We start from the raw sequence: 19,199 nt of genomic DNA on the forward strand, positions 1-19,199 counted from the left end.
CTTACGCAACTTTAGTGAAAGTTGCGTAAGAACCATTTTTAGATTGTCACAAACACCAAAAACGAAGAGTTTACATGAAAAAATAGGCCGTAAGACAGGGGGGCAACCAGGGCATGAAGGTCATACACTCCATCACGTTCCTCATCCTGATTCTGTCATCCAACATCGTGTGACGACGTATACCTGTTGCGGTGAATCCTTAGAAGATCGGCCAGTTATTCGAGTGAAAACGCGTCAGGTGTTTGATATTCCGCCGATTCAGCTAGAGGTGACACAACACGAGACCGAAGTGAAATCATGCGCGAGATGTGGCGTAAAAACAGAGTCTGCCTTCTCTGAAGATGTGCGGCATCATGTTCAATACGGGACAAATGTGCAAACCATAGTCATGTATATGATGCACTACCAATTGGTTCCCTTTGCCCGGACAAAAGAGTTCTTTCACCATTTTTTCGATCTGTCCATCAGCGAAGGAACACTTTGGAATATAAATCGGAAATTTGGAACCTATTTGAGTGAAACCTTTGAACCGCAAGCCAGAAACAGACTCATCCAAGCACCTGTTTGAATCCATGAAACAAGTGATGAAAACAGGAGAAATAGAATTATTTGAAACATAGCTTACGAGGTAATCGTGATACAATTACCTCTATTTGTATTGATTTTGGATAGGACCTGAGTAGTGACCATAATGATATCTTTTTCAAAATCAATAATCTTCGTATCAGGACTTTTTAATGAAATCAAACAATATTGAAGTAATTCTTTATGTTCACTACAAATAATTTATTAAAAAATGAACCACACAAAATACCGGGTTCATTTTTTACACCTTTATTGTATTGTAGTAAAGCTTTCTTTTTATAAATGACGTAACCTGAACAAATGGTTATGCCCTTTTCAAGTCTTTCATCAACATATAAATTTGGAAATTAAGGTACCAATTTGTTTACTATCGGAATACGTTTTAAAACTAATATGATAATAGTACTAAGGATTAAAGTAATTGCAATCTTTATTGGAATTACAATAACTGGATGAAAATTCGTCTCAAGATAGGGGAATATTCTCCATAAATAATTATTTAATAACCAGTAATGAATTATATAAATACCTAGACTTGCTTGATTGATTCCATTGAATAGAAATGATAATGGGCGCTCATTAAAATTATTACGAAAGAATATAAATAGACCAACAGCGCAAAGTAGAACAGTTGGTGAGAAATAATCGTACCAAAACTGATCGAGCTGTCCTCCACCTTTCACTGTGTAATAATAAGTAAATAGAAACGTAGCAATCAAACCAATGATTAATCCAAAATATGAAAGCACTCTCCAACGCTTTTTGATTTCAAATTGATTAAGATAGTACCCTAAAAGGAAGTAGCCTACATAATCTGTTACAAAAAACAGTTCTAAGGAAAATTTCATACCAAACCAGAAATTTGATACCTTTGTAACTACAGAAGCATATAGCCAAAGGATTAAAAAGTACTCAATATGATGTTTTTGTGCGTGCCTAACAAATACCTTTAAGAGAGGAGTAATTAGATATAATCCTATAATCATATAAAGGAACCAAAAGTGACCGGTTATTCCATTATTAATGAATAGCTTTATACCCTCTTTAATAGATGGAGGGTAATAACCCTTATAAACTTCATAAATATAAAACAAAACGCTCCATCCTACAAAAGGAATAATCACCTTACTTGCACGCTTTTTTAAAAATTCCCAATATGGTAGCTCTCTTTGATCTTTTAACAACAAAGCACCACTAATCATAACAAATCCTGGGACAGCCCAACGTGAAAGTGTCTCAAAAAAGTTTCCTATAAACCAGCTCAATTCTTGACCTGGATGTAATGTTGATACATAACCAGCTGAAACATGAATGATTACAACGCCAAACGTTGCACAAACACGCAGCCAATCCATATACAGTAGTCGATTCATATTTCCCTCCATAATTGAATTACTCAACTTTTGCAACTATAAAAGTTTGATGAGTGTAATTAGCAGTAATACTAGTAGCCATTGAAGCATAGTCATTTACAGGAATAAGCATAAAAAACATATCAATTTTGGTATATTGATTTAGACTAGGAAACACTGCCAACACAGAAGAGATGGCTCCTATATAATAGCGAATAATCGCCTTAATAAGCAAATACCAATTGAACTTAAATCGATATTAATAGTCATAGTTTTGATATTCATTTTTGTGAAAATCGCATCTATTTATGGTAGGGTTCACCGTGATGTATCTATATGAGGGTATTTTAACTAAATCATCTTTATAGTTTGCCGGTTACGCCTTCAGATTTAAAACAAGCATTTGCAGATTGGTTTTTTCGCAAACCATTTGGGCATCTTTATATATTGTATTTTTAATAAATAATCTAAATTTTGCCTATTGCTATATATATTGTATGTGATAATATAAAGAGGTGCGTAAATTGGAAAGCTGCTATTCAATATATCTGGATCTTTCCAAGCAGATAATTTTGACCACTTCTCTTAAGAATGTTAAGGCCATACGGACAGCCGGGTCAAATGCCGATTGGCAACTTTAGTTGCCTTATTGATTGAGTTAAAAGCTCAAATTTTATAAGTTGGTTACTTTACAACCAGTGCATGTGCACATCAACTTGTGAAACGGTCAATAAGAGTGGTAAAAGTACTTATTTGCTATATAGACTCTGATCCTTTTATGATATATTCCGAATATTAAAGAGCCTTCTTACAAAAGCCCCAGTGTATACAAATTGCTTTTGTTATGGAGTTACCTATGCTTTTTTAATATTGATGATTATATCTAAAGCAAGTGTGATGCGCGGTTATGCGTTTTTGCACTTGCTTTTTTGTTTTGAGGAGCTATAACAGTCATCCTTTTCTACAAAAAATCGCAAGTGCCAGATACTCCGCTAGTTGGGCTGTTACGGAATTCCTTTTATTTTTCAAAACTTTATATAGTTAGGAGCTAGAAGAATGGGAAAAGCACTTATTATAGGTTGTGGTGGAGTGGCATCAGTAGCTATCCACAAATGTGTTCAAAACAGTGATGTATTTGAAGAGATTTGTATCGCAAGCCGTACAAAATCTAAATGTGATGAGTTAAAAGCCAAATTAGATGGCGGCAAAACGAAAATTACCACTGCACAAGTGGATGCAAATAATGTTGATGAGCTAATCGCTTTAATTGAAGAAGTAAAACCAGATATCGTCATGAACTTAGCATTACCATACCAGGATTTAACCATCATGGAGGCTTGTCTTGCAACCAAAACACATTACTTGGATACAGCAAATTATGAGCCGGAAGATACAGCAAAATTTGAATACAAATGGCAGTGGGAATACCGCGAGCGTTTCGAAAAAGCTGGAATTACAGCTCTTTTAGGCAGCGGCTTTGACCCAGGTGTAACAGGTGTATTTTCTGCTTATGCACTAAAACATCACTTTGATGAAATTGAATACATCGACATTCTTGACTGTAATGGCGGGGATCATGGATATCCTTTCGCAACGAATTTCAACCCTGAAATCAATATACGTGAAGTTTCTGCAAACGGAAGATATTGGGAAAATGGTGAATGGATCGAAACGGAACCAATGGAAATCAAACGCGGCTATAACTTCCCTGAAGTTGGCGAGAAGGATATGTATTTGCTTTACCATGAAGAGCTTGAATCTCTTGCTGTAAACATCCCAGGACTTAAGCGTATCCGTTTCTTCATGACATTCGGCGAAAGTTACCTTACTCACCTAAAGGCCCTTGAAAATGTAGGAATGACTTCCATTGAACCAATTGAGTTCGAAGGAAAACAAATCATTCCACTTCAGTTCTTAAAGGCTGTATTACCGGATCCAGCAACGCTAGGACCACGTACAGTTGGAAAAACAAACATTGGTTGTATCTTCAAAGGGAAAAAAGACGGCAAAGATAAAACATACTATGTATACAATGTTTGTGACCACCAAGAATGCTACACAGAAGTTGGTTCTCAAGCCATCTCTTATACAACAGGTGTTCCTGCCATGATTGGAGCAGCTATGATTCTGACTGGAAAGTGGAACAAACCGGGCGTATACAATATTGAAGAATTTGATCCAGATCCATTCATGGAAGCGTTGAACAAATGGGGACTTCCATGGGTAGAAGACTTTAATCCAGTGCTTGTTAATGATGAGCCTGCAAAAACAAAAGAATCGGAGCTAGTTCGTTAAAATGCGGTTTGAAGAATTACCAACACCTTGTTACGTAGTCGATGAAGACCTCGTCGAAAAAAATCTAAAAATCCTGAATGGCGTCATGCAGCGTACAGGAGCAAAGATTGTGTTGGCACAAAAAGCTTTTTCTATGACAACAATGTATCCCCTGATTGGAAAATATTTAAGTGGCACAACAGCGAGTGGCTTATTCGAAGCTCGCCTGGGTTACGAGGAAATGGGCAAAGAAAATCATGTCTTTGCCCCTGCCTATCGTGAAGACGAAATCGACGAAATTATATCCATTTGCGATCATATTATCTTTAATTCCTTCTCACAGTTGGAAAAATTCAAAGATAAAGCTCTTCAAGCTGGTAGGAAAGTGGGCTTGCGCATCAACCCTGAATGCTCTACACAAGTTGGACATGAAATCTATGATCCATGTTCACTAGGTTCCAGATTCGGTGCAAAACAGGAAGATATTCGTCCGGATTTGCTTGAAGGTGTCTCAGGACTGCACTTCCATACCCTTTGCCAGCAAAACTCAGACGATTTAGAGACAACTCTAAATGCAGTGGAAGAAAAGTTTGGACAATGGCTGCCACAAATGGAATGGATCAACTTTGGCGGTGGTCACCATATCACAAGAGAAGATTATGATATCCCAACACTAGAAGCTTGTATTAAGAGAATGCAGGATAAATACGGTTTAGAAGTATACCTTGAACCAGGAGAAGCCATTGCGCTCAATGCAGGCTATCTGATCACATCTGTACTTGATATCCATAAAAACGGAATCGAGATTGCCATTCTTGACACCTCAGCAACTTGTCATATGCCCGATGTATTGGAAATGCCATATCGTCCACCTCTTTTTGGTTCAGGCGAAACTGGCGAGAAGCCATTTACATATCGACTTGGCGGGCAAACCTGCCTTACAGGCGATGTAATAGGAGATTATTCTTTCGATCAGCCATTAAAGAGCGGCGACAGGTTAGTTTTTGGGGATATGGCGATTTACTCAATGGTGAAAACCAACACATTCAACGGCATGCCATTGCCAGCCATTGCAGTACGAGATAAAGATGGTGATTGTCAAGTCGTGCGCGAATTTAGCTATCAAGATTTTAAGATGAGACTAGCTTAAAAGAGTTGTAACGATTTTTTCTAACGCTTTTATATCATCTATAAAACTACAACCCAGCAGCTATTTGCTGCTGGATTTTTTCTAAATATTTCAGTTACTAAAAAACCTCATTTACTTATGATACGGTTCCCCCCGATTAATCCGAAACGCCCGATACACCTGCTCCAGTAAAATCAATCGCATTAGCTGATGTGGAAACGTCATTTTTGAGAAGGAAAGAGCATCATTAGCGCGTTTCATCACCTGACTGCTCAACCCGAGCGAGCCACCAATAATAAATGCTACCTTGCTCTTTCCATATGTAGCAAGCCGATCCATATCCTTCGCAAGGTCCTCAGAAGATTTCATTTTCCCTTCAATCGCTAACGCAATAACGTGTGTATCATCTGAAATTTTTTCAAGAATACGGCTTCCTTCTTTTTCTTTGACGATTTCCATGTCAGCTTCGCTTAAATTTTCTGGTGCTTTTTCGTCTGGCAGCTCTATAATTTCTACCTTTGCATAGGAAGATAATCTTTTTAAATACTCATCAATTCCTTGTTTTAAGTATTTTTCCTTCAACTTGCCAATTGTTATAATCGTGATATTCACAAATATTCCTCACTTTACAAACATCTTATCCACAGAAGTTATCAACATATCCACAACCGTCATCCACATCTTGTATCAGAATCTGCGTTCGATACAACATATATCGCTTTATTTTGACAATATTCGCATGTTTCTAAAGAGTTATCCACATTGTGTATAACCGGCGGCGTTTCAAACTCATCCACAATAATATCCAATGCAAGTTCTACATGCTCAAGACAGCATAAAATGTTCATTGTATCACCTCAAATATATTTTCTGATATACATACTTTTTATCTGCTGATTATCATAAGAAAACAGGAGAGAAGACTCTCCTGTTTATCATTAACCTTCACCAAGTGTCGCGGTTGTTGCTTCTTTCTTCGTTCCGCGATAAAAACCTATCTTCATTTTATCACCGATTTTCTTTTTGTACAGGATTGTACGGAATTCAATAATATCACGCACTGGCTTCCCGTCCACTTCAACAATGACGTCATATTCTCTCAGTCCTACTTGGGCAGCTGGAGAAGGGCTTTTTACATCCAGTATGCAAACGCCGTCAACTACATTTGGCGGCAGCTTGAGCGTTTTGTCAAAGTAGTAACTCGGAATTTCGTTGAGTGAACGAAGCTCCACACCTAAGTATGGGCGTTTTACTTTTCCTGTTTTCTCAAGTTCATCAATGACTGGAATCGCCCTTGTAATAGGAATTGCAAGGCCAATTCCTTGTACGTCTTTCGCAGAAATCTTCATGGAGTTGATTCCGACCAATTGCCCCGCTCCATTGACAAGTGCTCCTCCGCTGTTTCCAGGGTTAATGGCCGCATCCGTCTGCAGCACCTCCACTTGCCAATCATAGTGCTTGTCATTGTCTAAGTCCACTGGTACGATACGCTCAGTGGCAGAGATAATTCCTTGTGTAACAGTTCCAGAGAACTCGAGCCCGAGCGGGTTCCCAATTGCAATAACAGGCTCACCGCGCTTCACTGTATTGCTGTCACCGACTTCAATAACCTTCGGCGCAAATTTTTCATCGATCTGCAGCACTGCCAAATCCATGACCTTGTCTCCCCCCAATATTTGAGCAGGGACTTTCTTTCCATTGGTTAGGCTGACCTCAATTCGGTTGGCACCTTCGATGACATGATAATTTGTAACAATATTTGCTTTGCCATTGCCCTTTTTATAGATGACACCCGATCCTGTTCCTGCCTCTGCATCCGCTTCAGAAAAGCTGTCGCGCTGGATGTTGATAACTCCGACAACCGCATCGGATGCCTTATCTACAGCACTGATAAAACCGGAACGAACATCCACATTCACAATTTCTTGCTTTGCAGGAGCCGCATAGTTGCGTGTTTCGCTTGCTTCTGTTTTTCCTTCCTCCTGAATCCAGCCAAGCTTGGAGAAGGTAGGTACAGCAAATGCAAACAAAGTAGCTCCCACAACAGCGCCGGCCACACCGGAAATTACTACCTTTTTATTAACTTTTCTGTTTCTTTTATACTCGTTATCATCATAGAAACCCATATACGTTCACCTGTCCTTTTGGAAAACATCTCTCTTGTATTGTTCGCCAAAAGGATAAATTATACGTATTGAATTTTCGTCGGTATTTTCGGATCCGTATCATGAATAAGAAATGCTTGTCCGACAGGCATTCCTTTGCTTTCCAATACTTGCGATACTGACATATTCGCCAGTTCCTTCATATTGTTATCCTGGCTTAAATGCGCCAAATAAATATGCTTTGTATTGTCTGTAATCACATCTGTCATAGCGAGAGCGGCGTCTTCATTAGAAACGTGCCCCACATCGCTTAAAATTCTTCGTTTTACACTCCACGGGTAGCGGCCCATGCGAAGCATATCTACATCATGATTGCTTTCAAAAATAAAGACGTCAGCTCCCTTAATAACACCTTTCATTCGGTCGCTTACATAACCCGTATCTGTGATGATAGCTAACTTCTTGCCCTCATGATGAAATACGTAAAACATCGGCTCCGCAGCATCATGAGAAACACCAAAGGATTCTACATCAATATCCCCAAATGTTTTCACAGTTCCGGCAGGGAATATAAATTTTTGATCGGTTGAAACATTGCCGATAAGCGGCTCCATTGCTCTCCATGTTTTTTCATTCGCATAAATCGGGAGCTTGTATTTGCGAGCCAGAACACCCAATCCTTTAATATGGTCGCTATGCTCATGCGTCACTAAAATGCCAGATAGATCTTGCAGATTCGCTCCGACTTGCTGAAAAAGGGCTTCCGCGTTTTTCCCGCTAAGCCCTGCATCCACCAATAGCTTCTGCTTGTCTGTCCCTACGTACAGCATGTTTCCCGTACTTCCGCTGGCAAGTATACTGAAATGTAAACTCATCTTTTTTCACTCCATTACTTGTTATCCTTGCCAATCTTGATAAATTGTCCTTCTATCGCATTGACATAATAATCATCTTTTCCATTTACGACAAAATGCCATGTCGGCGCAATAACTTGTGCCCCTGATGACGGAATAACAATGGCATAGTAGCCCATTTCTACCTTTGTTATCCGGCTTCCCGGCTTAATTTCATTCTTTAGATACAATGTTTCCAATGCTTTTACAGATGTAACAATATCTTGCTCCTTATTGCGCCCGCCCATCTCTGAAACAGCTGTCAGCATGGTTTGTGTATAAGAAGTAATTTCATTCTTATCGTTGAAGTTTGCAATAAGCATTGCATAATCATTAAGAAAAATATTCTTATTTTTATATTGCTGGAAGAAATAAATCTTTTTCTCTTTCTCGTCTGTTTTCCAATACTTATATTTTGATCCTTCAAAAATATAAGTTCGTAAAAATTCTTCAAAAAAATAACCCTTGTCGCTTTTCGGAATCAACAAAGGGTCCTTGAGCTTGCTTGTAATCGTATTGCTGTTTTCTAAAGAAGCGGTTTGATTTTTGAGGGAGTGAATTTCCTCTTCCTTAAATACTTTGCTTTTTCCTGTAATATAAGCTTCTCTTGTCGGTTCTTTCGGCAGGTCTACATACGTGATTTTATCTTCTGCCAAGCGGTCTTCGAGCGGTGTGACCGCCATAGGCTCAAGCTGATTGCTGTTACGCTTTTGAATAGTCTGGAAAACAAGGAAGAGATCCAGGATTAAGAACGTAATGATAAAGATATTCTTAATTTTACTCCAATCCAATAAGATCCCCTCCTTTTACTGTATCCCAAGAAATCTTTTTATAAAGCTGACCGTTCTTAGCGGATTCATATGAAATAAACCAAATTGGCTTTAGCTTAATCACATTAATTTTCCCGCCGCTCATCCCGACTTCCGGAACCATTTCATATCCAAAATCGATGCTCTTAATATTTTTCATATCTGCATTCGGCATCTTTTCCAATAAAGCTATAACTGCTCGCCCGGACGGAAGCTTGGTGCTTTCTTCTTCCTCTCCTTTTAGGAGCAGCTTAAATAGAGGACGCTTGTAGGTGCTAAGTTCTTCAACACCCCACGTTTGCTTTAACGAAGCCATTTCTTTTTCACTAAAAACAGGATAGCTATTATCCGCGTAAAGACGGAAGACCGTTTCTCCTTTTTTAGGGCTTACATAATGAAAACGATAGGAATCTGTCCATCCGCCGTGGCTATTGATGGAATTGATGCTTCTTTGCACAAGCAAGCCGGCTGTTACATATTCATTGCTCGAAACTGAGGAATTTTCATAATTCAACATCTGGGTCCCTTTATTGACTTGCAGCAGACGTGTGCCATCCGTATATGTTTCTTCAGTTTCTGTCTCATCTTTTTTTACATAGCGAGGATCTGTAAACAGGGCGTTTTTGAACATTTCCTCCGGTAGCTCGCTTGTTACATACGGTATACTTGGGAGTGCAACCTCTGCTTCCGGCAAGAAAACGGCACGTGCATCATCAAGCCGATACATGAAGTAGTCTTTTCCGCCTTTTGCCGTAAATTGATTTCGTATATTTTCCAATTGCTTTAGTTTATAGCCTTTTAGCGTCATTTCATATATTTTTCTCTTATCATACGAAATGAAATATGTTTTAATGGCGTCATCATGACTTATACCCGGATCAAAATTAATAACAATACGATCAAAGCTATAGTTGCTTAAGCCTTTATCTTTAATAGAAAAAACACTTTTCATTGCATCAAATGGGATATCTGTAGTGAACTCAAGCTCTGTTTTGTTGTCGCCATGAACAAAGGAGAGAAATTCTTTTATGGAAACTTTATAAGATACATCTTTAAAGTCATGAAACTCTCCTTGCTCCAACGCTTTATACATATCATTAATATACACGTTTTGTTCACTCGCTATATGAGCATTCCCTTTATGAACAATCATGCGTGAGGGAAATATTAAATCAGATACTTCTTTCTTTGCTATAACAGCGTCATCCTGCACATACTTTTGCTGTTGAAATGAATTAGAAGCGGGCTGTGACGTCCATAGGCTATAGGATAAAAATAAGCTGATGGCAACTAGATTGATGAGTAAAATGGTTTTAAAGTTTTCCATGTTCATTCCCAATCATCCTCTTGGTCCTTTTCCATCGGAAGAGTGAAATAAATCGTCGTTCCTTTTCCTTCTTCACTCTTTGCCCAAATAGATCCGCCATGCGCCTGTATCATTTCCTTGGCAATTGCAAGACCAAGACCCGTTCCGCCCATTTGTCGTGATCTTGCTTTATCTACACGATAAAAGCGATCAAAAATTTTATCCACATTCTCTTTCGGTATCCCCATTCCTTGGTCGCTGATGCTGATTTCCAGCATTTCGCCCCGCTCGCGCAGTCGATACGTAACAGTTCCGCCTTCTGGAGAGTACTTTAATGCATTTGAGATAATATTATAAAGAACCTGTGTAATTTTATCTTCATCAATTTCAATAAACCTGCTTTTCTTTGAAAAAGCCCGTTTAAAGGAAACATTTTGCTCCTTAGACATTTCCAAACGATCAATGATATGGCTGAAGAACTCAGTAAACTCTACCCAGTCCTTCATTAGATGATACTCTGTGCTATCCATCTTAGATAGCCGAAGAAGGTCATTCACCAGACGTATCATACGTTCTGTTTCATCTTGCGCTACAGATAAGAAGTTTGGCGCTATGTTAGGATCTTGCCATGCTCCTTCACTTAATGCCTCAAGGTAGCTTCTCATCGTTGTAAGAGGCGTACGGAGCTCATGAGACACGTTCGCAACAAACTCCCTGCGCTCTCTGTCAATACGCTCCTGCTCCGTTACATCATATAGAACTGCAATTAAACCGTTTGCCTTCCCCGTATCCTTTTGAATGACCGAGAAGCTGGCACGTAAAATATATGGCTCATCGCGTGTACTGAAATCAAGCAGTACAGAATCCGGCTCTTCAAATAAATGATCTAAGGTATATTCACTTTCAATGCCCAGAATCTCTAAAATCGGCTGATCAAGCGCTGTTTCACGTGAAACATTCAGCATCTTTTCTGCTGGATCATTTAATAAGATAATACGACCTTTTCGGTCAGTGGCAATTACGCCGTCCGTCATATGAGAAAGAACCGATGTTAATTTACGGCGCTCGCTCTCTGTGGAAGCACGGGCATGCTGCAGTTTTTTGGCTAGATTGTTAAATGCCAGCGCCAGTTGCCCAATTTCATCATACCCATATACTTTTACTTTACGAGAGTAATTTCCCTTTGCCATCTCTAACGCTTGTCTGCGCATATCTGAAATAGGTCTCGTAATCGTTTGCGCCAATAAAATCCCCAGTACTGCTGTTACAATTAACGCAATGACTGTACCTGTAGCAAAGATTTGATTGATCTCCTTCATTTGCACATACACTTCTTCTATAGAAGCAGTGATATAAATAACGCCTTTTGTCTTTCCTTCTACCACAATCGGTACAACTTTTATCTGCATGCGTTTTCCGCTGTCACGAGCTCTTTCTATCTTAAGATTGTCAGGGGCATTACCTGATACAAGTGCCTGTTTTACACGAAGGTCATTTATTTTCTTTCCGACAATTCCTTGATTATATGGATCGGATGTAGCTACCACGCGGCTGTTTTCATCAATAAACTGCACTTCTTGGACATCATCTTTTGGGGTTGAAATAAAACTTTTTAATAAGTTTTCTATGGCTACTTGAATCGGAGGATCACTTTTTTCCCTTTCCTTTGAAAATTCTTCTTTTAAGTTATATGCTAATAGATCTGTACGTTTCGTTAACGACGTCTGAAAAGTATCAACAAGCCTTTTTTCTAATTCACGTACGAAATACACACCGATGATTTGCATCGCAAGCAAAATCAAAAGCATATAAATTAAAACAAATTTCAAATGAATGGATTGAAAAAATCCAACTTTTTTCATGAATTATTCCTGCTCTGGGTCACGAAGATAATAGCCGACTCCTCTTCGCGTAACAATTAAAGTTGGATGACTTGGATTGTCTTCAATCTTTTCACGCAAACGACGAACCGTTACATCCACTGTACGAACGTCACCAAAGTAGTCATACCCCCATACTGTTTGCAGTAAATGCTCACGCGTCATAACCTGTCCAAGATGTTTTGCCAAGTAATGAAGAAGTTCAAACTCTCGATGCGTTAATTCAATATTTTCTTCACGCTTTGCCACGCTGTATGCATTTGGATTAATAACAATCGGGCCCACTTCAATTTCAATGTTTTCTTCTTTTTCGTTTCCTCCGCCTTGCTGATGACGTCGTAAGTTCGCTTTTACGCGCGCCAATAGTTCACGTGTGCTAAACGGCTTTGTTACATAGTCGTCTGCACCCAGCTCTAAGCCTAATACTTTATCAATTTCGGAATCCTTTGCTGTAAGCATAATAATTGGCATCTCATATGTTTTTCTTAATTCGCGGCATACTTCTAAACCGTCTTTTCCCGGAAGCATAATATCAAGCAAAATCATGTCCGGCTGCTCTGCTTCTACCTTTTCAATCGCTTCTTCCCCGTCGTGAGCTACGACAATTTCAAAGCCTTCTTTTTCAAGATTAAACTTCAGGATATCAGCAATTGGTTTTTCATCATCAACGACTAAAATCTTTTTTCCCATCATTTGCTCCATTCCTCCCGAAAATTCGTTATTTTTACACAAAAACCTCTAGCTGCTGCTAGAGGCGGTCTTACTTCTTATTTTAAAAGATGTAGGCGTGTTTGTAAAATATGAGATTTTTTTTCCAAATTGAAAAGGCACTAAGCGGGCCCACTTAGTACCTTTGAAGTGGCTCGGGACGGAATCGAACCGCCGACACGAGGATTTTCAGTCCTCTGCTCTACCGACTGAGCTACCGAGCCAAACTATCTATGTAAAACCGCATCTGCGGTAAAACAAAATGGCGGTCCCGACGGGGATCGAACCCGCGATCTCCTGCGTGACAGGCAGGCATGTTAACCGCTACACCACGGAACCATATATAAAGTGACCCGTACGGGATTCGAACCCGTGTTACCGCCGTGAAAGGGCGGTGTCTTAACCGCTTGACCAACGGGCCACAAGAAAAAATGGTGAGCCATGAAGGACTCGAACCTTCGACCCTCTGATTAAAAGTCAGATGCTCTACCGACTGAGCTAATGGCTCATAATAATGAAAGATTAAACTTAAGGTTATTCCTTGTTCTGGACGTCCTCATCTCAGAGAAGCGTACTCATTATGTATGAGTGTAAACCTATTTCACTTGACGCCCTTTATTTCATGACGACAAGATTTATAATACCATAGATAAAACCCATTTTGCAATACTTTTTTCAAAAAAAGTGACCACAAAAAAGAACCCATGAGGAATGGGTTCTTCCGTTACTTACTATATCTTATTTGCAATCAGAAAACAACAAATTTAAACACCATATACGTTGCGGATAATATTTGTTTGGTTACGATCCGGTCCAACAGAGAACATAGATAAAGGAATACCTGTTAACTGAGAAACACGCTCCACATAATGTCTTGCGTTTGCCGGCAGCTCACCTAATGTTTTTACACCTGTAATATCTTCTGTCCAGCCTGGAAGCTCTTCGTATACAGGCTCACACTGAGATAAAATGCGCAAGCTTGCAGGGAACTCTTGGAGAGTCTCTCCTTTATACTTATAAGCTACGCAAATTTTCAGCGTAGGAATACCTGTTAATACGTCAATAGAGTTTAAAGATAAGTCTGTAAGACCGCTTACACGGCGTGCATGTCTTACAACTACACTGTCAAACCATCCTACACGGCGCGGACGGCCTGTAGTTGTACCGTACTCACGTCCCACTTCACGAATCTGATGACCAATTTCATCATTAAGTTCTGTCGGGAACGGACCATCACCAACACGGCTTGTATATGCTTTACATACACCTACAACATGATTAATTTTAGAAGGACCTACACCGGAGCCGATTGTTACACCGCCAGCGATTGGATTAGAAGATGTAACGAATGGATATGTGCCTTGGTCAATATCAAGCATAACACCTTGCGCACCTTCAAATAGAACGCGGCGTCCTTCATCCAACGCATCATTCAACACAACGGATGTGTCACATACGTACTTTTTGATTTGTTGACCGTACTCATAATATTCTTCAAAAATATCTTCAATCTTAAATCCTTCTGTATCATACATTCTATCGAATAGACGGTTTTTCTCCGTTAAGTTACACTCAAGCTTCGTATAGAATTCTTCTTTCTCTAAAAGGTCTGCAATGCGGATGCCAACACGCGCCGCTTTATCCATATATGCAGGGCCGATACCTTTTTTCGTTGTTCCGATCTTGTTTGCGCCCTTACGATCTTCTTCCAGTTCATCCTGCTTTAAATGGTAAGGCAAGATAACATGAGCACGATTGCTGATGCGCAGATTATCTGTGCTAACACCGTGACCGTGCAAATATGCAAGCTCCTCCACTAACGCTTTTGGATCAACTACCATACCATTCCCGATTACACAAATTTTCTCTTTATAGAAAATACCAGACGGGATTAAGTGAAGTTTATAACGCTTACCATCAAATACAATTGTATGACCTGCATTATTTCCGCCTTGGTAGCGTGCTACCACTTCTGCATGATGCGAAAGGAAATCCGTAATTTTACCTTTTCCTTCGTCTCCCCACTGTGTTCCTACCACTACTACTGAAGACATTCCAAGCACCTCCAAATATTTCAAACGAACTTAAACAATTACCATTTTACCAAACTGTTGATAGATGTCAACGGAAAATACGAACGTTTATTTTTTCATTTGTTTTTTTGTTCGTGTCAATGTTGTATTTTCGAATGAAATTTAAATTGTAACTCCGTTTCTATACAGAAAAAGAACACATCCTTATCATGTGATGTGTTCTCATTTTTATGCCTATGATGCACCAGATTCGTCAAAACGGCGTTCTAGGTTCACAAACTTATTGTATTCTTTTACGAAAGCGAGCTCAACTGTTCCAACTGGACCATTACGTTGCTTCGCAATGATAATTTCAATGATATCTTTTTTCTCGGTTTCTTTGTCATAGTAATCGTCACGGTATAAGAACGCTACAATATCAGCATCCTGCTCAATACTTCCTGATTCACGAATATCAGACATCATCGGTCGTTTATCTTGCCGCGATTCTACGCCGCGTGATAGCTGCGAAAGAGCGATAACCGGCACTTGCAGCTCACGTGCAAGCGATTTTAAGGAACGTGAAATTTCTGATACTTCCTGCTGACGGTTTTCTCCGCCTTTGCCGTTTCCCTGAATAAGCTGCAGATAATCAATTAAAATCATTCCTAAGCCGCTTTCCTGTTTCAATCGACGGCATTTCGCACGAATTTCTCCCACACGAATGCCCGGTGTATCATCAATGTAAATACCAGCATTTGAGAGACTTCCCATTGCCATCGTAAGCTTAGCCCAATCCTCAGTGGTCAAATCTCCTGTACGTAAGCGCTGTGCATTGATATTTCCTTCCGCACACAGCATACGCATTACAAGCTGATCTGCCCCCATCTCTAAACTAAAGATTGCTACATTTTCATCTGTTTTGGTTGCTACGTTTTGTGCTATATTCAAAGAGAATGCGGTTTTCCCTACAGAAGGACGGGCAGCGACAATAATCAAGTCATTGCGCTGAAAGCCCGCAGTCATTCTATCAAGCTCCGTAAACCCTGTTGGAATACCTGTAACATCACCTTTACGATGATGAAGCAGCTCAATTTTATCATACGTCACTACGAGGACATCTTTAATGTTTTGAAAGCCCTTCGTATTCTTTTGTTGTGACACCTCTAAAATTTTGCGCTCCGCTTCACTCAATAAGCCTTCTACATCATCTTCTCGTTCATATCCATCAGAAGCAATAGTTGTTGCTGTCCGAATTAAACGGCGAAGAATCGATTTCTCCTCAATAATGCGAGCATAGTATTCCACATTAGCTGCAGTGGGAACAGAATTCGCCAATTCAGCTAAATACGAAACACCGCCGACCTCATCTAACAGATTTTGGTCGGCGAGCTCTGCTGTTACCGTTACTAAGTCCACCGGCTCTCCTTTGTCTGTAAGAGTAAGGATCGCCTGATAAATCTTTTGATGAGCTGTTCGGTAAAAATCTTCCGGCATCAAAATTTCAGAAGTTACCGTTAACGCTTCCTGCTCAAGAAAGATAGCTCCTAAAACGGCTTGTTCAGCTTCTATATTTTGCGGAGGAGTACGATCAGTATACACGTCAGTCACATTCAATACCTCCTCATACGCAAGTTTATTGCTCTGTTACATGTACTTTCACTGTTGCTGTCACTTGCGGGTGAAGTTTAACAGGTACATTTGTATGACCTAATGCGCGAATCGCATCTGCCATTTCAAACTTACGCTTATCAATTTTAATGCCATGTGCTTTTTGCAGCACATCTGCGATTTGCTTGCTTGTGATTGAACCGAATAAACGGCCGCCTTCGCCAGACTTTGCTTTCAACTCTATTGTCAGCTTTTCTAATGTTTCTTTCAGCTTTTGGCTGTTTTCAAGCTCCAGCTGTGCATCTTTTTCTTCTTTGCGTTTTTGCGCGTCCAATGTTTTTACATTTGTATTTGTTGCTTCAACTGCAAGTCCTTGTTTCAATAAGAAGTTATGTGCATAGCCGTCCGCTACGTTTTTTACTTCTCCCTTTTTCCCTTTACCTTTTACATCTTTTAAAAAAATTACCTTCATGATTTTGTATCCCCCTCTAAATACTCGTCAATTACATCTCGAAGCTGCGACTCCGCCTCTTCAAGAGACATATTTTGTAATTGCGTGGCCGCATTTGTTAAATGTCCGCCTCCGCCTAAGTTTTCCATAATAATTTGGACATTGATGTCGCCTAAGGAACGGCCGCTCATTCCAATCGAGTGTTCCTTCTTTTTAGCGATTACAAAGGAAGCTACTACTCCTGTCATAGTCAGGAGTGTATCTGCAGCTTGCGCAATCAGAACTTGGTCGTAGTACTCGCCGTCCTCTGCTTTTGCCACTGCAATTCCATTTTTATAAATGTACGCATTTTGAATGGTTTTTGCAATCTTTAAGTAGTGATCCATATCTGCTTTAAGAAGCTTCTGAACAAGAACAGTATCTGCCCCGTGCGAACGAAGATAAGAAGCTGCATCGAAGGTACGGGAGCCTGTTCGGAACGTAAAGCTCTTCGTGTCCACAATAATTCCAGCCAATAATGCTGTAGCTTCCAGCATATTCAGCTTTAAACGCTTCGGCTGGTACTCTAGGAGCTCTGTTACAAGCTCAGCTGTAGAAGAAGCGTACGGCTCCATATATACGAGAAGCGGGTCTTCAATAAATTCCTCACCGCGGCGATGATGGTCAATGACGACAACATTCTCGATTTTATTCAGTACCCGCTCTTCAATTACCATTGACGGCTTATGCGTATCCACCACAACAAGCAATGATTCTTCTGTTGCAATCTCAAGGGCTTGTTCTGTGCTGATAAAACGAGACCAAAGAGCAGCATTTTTCTTAATTTCTTCCATGAGCCTCTTAATACCTGTATCTAGGTCATTTTCATTTAAAACAATATATCCTTCACGCTGATTCAGCTCTGCTACCTTCAAAATTCCAATGGCAGCACCGATTGCATCCATATCAGGCGACTTATGCCCCATGATAATCACATTGCTGCTTTCTAGAACAAGATCCTTTAAGGCATGTGAAATCACGCGTGCACGCACTCTTGTGCGCTTTTCTACCGGATTTGTCTTTCCGCCGTAGAATTTCACCTTGCCTGTCGCCTGTTTAATTGCTACCTGATCGCCGCCTCTTCCTAGAGCTAAGTCAAGGCCGGACTGTGCCATCACGCCTAGTTCCGGCAGCATGAGAGCACCTGAGCCGACGCCGATACTTAACGTAAGAGGAATATTTTTCTTCGATGTTTCCTCTCTTACCTGATCGAGGATATCAAATTTCCCTTTTTCTAATTGAACGAGGATGCTTTCATTTAATACTGCAAAGAAACGCTCAGAAGAAGCACGCTTTAAATAGATGCCGTGCTTTAAAGCCCATTCGTTCAACAAAGAAGTTACATGACTTGTAATGTTCGTACGGAGTTGATCATCCAATCCTTGCGTCACTTCATCATAGTTATCGAGATAAATGACTGCCAGCACTGTTCGTTGATCTTCATACATTTTCTCAATTTGCGTCTGTTCCGTGACATCAAAGAAGTAAATTAACTTTTCTTCCCGGCGCACGAACACCCGGAATTTACGCTTATTGAGCGCAATCACATCATCATCTGTTTCTTGCTTTACAAATAAAAGCAGCGCTTCAGCTAAATCATACAAATGCCATCCGGCAAGAGAGTGCTGGCCGAAACAAGAGGATAAATATGGATTTGCCCAATCTACACCGTAATCTTTGTTGTAAAGTAAAATCCCAATCGGCATCCGGTTCAATGCTTCATCGCTTACCTTTTTTACTCTTGTAAGCATATCAGATGTGTATTGCTCCAAATGCTTTCGAAACATCAATTCGAACTTCACTAAGAAAAACACAACGATACAAAAGAAAGCAAAAGTAAGAACCCCGATAACCCAGTCATAATACGTAAGAATCGTAATTGTAACAAGAGTCAAGAACGCCAGGGAATACATAGGATAAAGAAACTTTTGTTTCTTATAAAACTCAGGCATACGTTCAACTCCTATAAAGAAAACTTGACTCACGCTGCAGCTTCATCGCATCCATACAAGCATCTCTTCACCTGCAAAAAAATGTCTTGAGCC

At 39.9% G+C, this 19,199-nt stretch carries 16 protein-coding genes and 4 tRNA genes; 3 read left to right on the plus strand and 17 right to left on the minus strand.

Annotated features, from left to right (window positions below; translation table 11 throughout):
• The first annotated feature begins 43 nt into the window (after positions 1-43).
• On the plus strand, positions 44-568 hold the full coding sequence (locus H540_RS0111275; RefSeq protein ID WP_028400736.1) for an IS66 family transposase zinc-finger binding domain-containing protein: 525 nt from the start codon (positions 44-46) through the stop codon (positions 566-568).
• Positions 569-932: 364 nt separating this feature from the next.
• Here H540_RS0111275 and H540_RS0111280 read toward each other — a convergent pair whose 3' ends face one another.
• A complete protein-coding gene (locus H540_RS0111280; protein WP_028400737.1) occupies positions 933-1,958 on the minus strand; it encodes an acyltransferase in 1,026 nt (341 codons plus the stop codon).
• Between the two features lie 1,035 nt (positions 1,959-2,993).
• On the opposite strand from H540_RS0111280, the gene H540_RS0111290 reads away from it, so the two are divergent.
• On the plus strand, positions 2,994-4,232 hold the full coding sequence (locus H540_RS0111290; protein ID WP_028400738.1) for a saccharopine dehydrogenase family protein: 1,239 nt from the start codon (positions 2,994-2,996) through the stop codon (positions 4,230-4,232).
• 1 nt (position 4,233) lies between these two features.
• The gene (gene nspC, locus H540_RS0111295) at positions 4,234-5,361 is read left to right on the plus strand and encodes a carboxynorspermidine decarboxylase (RefSeq protein WP_028400739.1); all 1,128 of its coding nucleotides are present in this window, start codon (positions 4,234-4,236) and stop codon (positions 5,359-5,361) included.
• A gap of 111 nt (positions 5,362-5,472) precedes the next feature.
• Here the strand turns inward: nspC and rlmH are convergent, their stop codons facing one another.
• The 16 genes from rlmH to H540_RS0111375 all read right to left on the minus strand — a co-directional run bounded on the left by rlmH (position 5,473) and on the right by H540_RS0111375 (position 19,106).
• Positions 5,473-5,952, minus strand: coding sequence for a 23S rRNA (pseudouridine(1915)-N(3))-methyltransferase RlmH (gene rlmH, locus H540_RS0111300; protein WP_028400740.1), 480 nt, complete (start codon positions 5,950-5,952; stop codon positions 5,473-5,475).
• A 59-nt stretch (positions 5,953-6,011) separates the two neighbouring features.
• Entirely contained in the window at positions 6,012-6,188 is a 177-nt protein-coding gene (locus H540_RS0111305) for a CxxH/CxxC protein (protein WP_028400741.1), read from the minus strand.
• A 90-nt stretch (positions 6,189-6,278) separates the two neighbouring features.
• On the minus strand, positions 6,279-7,466 hold the full coding sequence (locus H540_RS0111310; protein ID WP_028400742.1) for a S1C family serine protease: 1,188 nt from the start codon (positions 7,464-7,466) through the stop codon (positions 6,279-6,281).
• A gap of 59 nt (positions 7,467-7,525) precedes the next feature.
• On the minus strand, positions 7,526-8,320 hold the full coding sequence (locus H540_RS0111315; protein WP_028400743.1) for an MBL fold metallo-hydrolase: 795 nt from the start codon (positions 8,318-8,320) through the stop codon (positions 7,526-7,528).
• Positions 8,321-8,334: 14 nt separating this feature from the next.
• Positions 8,335-9,129 carry a two-component system regulatory protein YycI gene (locus H540_RS29565; protein ID WP_034670863.1) on the minus strand — a complete coding sequence of 265 codons (795 nt, stop codon included), beginning with the start codon at positions 9,127-9,129 and terminating at the stop codon, positions 8,335-8,337.
• Complete coding sequence (locus tag H540_RS0111325; RefSeq protein WP_028400744.1) at positions 9,116-10,480, minus strand: YycH family regulatory protein; 1,365 nt, start codon at positions 10,478-10,480, stop codon at positions 9,116-9,118. The genes H540_RS29565 and H540_RS0111325 overlap by 14 nt, the downstream gene beginning before the upstream one ends.
• Positions 10,477-12,315 carry a cell wall metabolism sensor histidine kinase WalK gene (gene walK / locus H540_RS0111330; protein WP_028400745.1) on the minus strand — a complete coding sequence of 613 codons (1,839 nt, stop codon included), beginning with the start codon at positions 12,313-12,315 and terminating at the stop codon, positions 10,477-10,479. The genes H540_RS0111325 and walK overlap by 4 nt, the downstream gene beginning before the upstream one ends.
• A 3-nt stretch (positions 12,316-12,318) precedes the next feature.
• Positions 12,319-13,026 carry a response regulator YycF gene (yycF, locus tag H540_RS0111335; protein WP_028400746.1) on the minus strand — a complete coding sequence of 236 codons (708 nt, stop codon included), beginning with the start codon at positions 13,024-13,026 and terminating at the stop codon, positions 12,319-12,321.
• A 166-nt stretch (positions 13,027-13,192) separates the two neighbouring features.
• A tRNA-Phe gene (locus H540_RS0111340) sits at positions 13,193-13,265 on the minus strand.
• A gap of 39 nt (positions 13,266-13,304) precedes the next feature.
• Positions 13,305-13,380, minus strand: a tRNA-Asp gene (locus H540_RS0111345).
• Between the two features lie 10 nt (positions 13,381-13,390).
• Positions 13,391-13,462, minus strand: a tRNA-Glu gene (locus H540_RS0111350).
• Positions 13,463-13,473: 11 nt separating this feature from the next.
• A tRNA-Lys gene (locus H540_RS0111355) sits at positions 13,474-13,549 on the minus strand.
• Positions 13,550-13,805: 256 nt separating this feature from the next.
• Positions 13,806-15,095, minus strand: coding sequence for an adenylosuccinate synthase (locus H540_RS0111360; RefSeq protein ID WP_028400747.1), 1,290 nt, complete (start codon positions 15,093-15,095; stop codon positions 13,806-13,808).
• Between the two features lie 213 nt (positions 15,096-15,308).
• On the minus strand, positions 15,309-16,664 hold the full coding sequence (gene dnaB, locus H540_RS0111365; RefSeq protein ID WP_028400748.1) for a replicative DNA helicase: 1,356 nt from the start codon (positions 16,662-16,664) through the stop codon (positions 15,309-15,311).
• Positions 16,665-16,689: 25 nt separating this feature from the next.
• Positions 16,690-17,136, minus strand: coding sequence for a 50S ribosomal protein L9 (gene rplI, locus H540_RS0111370; protein WP_028400749.1), 447 nt, complete (start codon positions 17,134-17,136; stop codon positions 16,690-16,692).
• Complete coding sequence (locus H540_RS0111375; protein WP_028400750.1) at positions 17,133-19,106, minus strand: DHH family phosphoesterase; 1,974 nt, start codon at positions 19,104-19,106, stop codon at positions 17,133-17,135. The genes rplI and H540_RS0111375 overlap by 4 nt, the downstream gene beginning before the upstream one ends.
• Between the last annotated feature and the right edge of the window lie 93 nt (positions 19,107-19,199).

Origin of the sequence: Ectobacillus panaciterrae DSM 19096, from assembly GCF_000430785.1 — a bacterium.
Lineage (GTDB): Bacteria > Bacillota > Bacilli > Bacillales > Bacillaceae_G > Ectobacillus > Ectobacillus panaciterrae.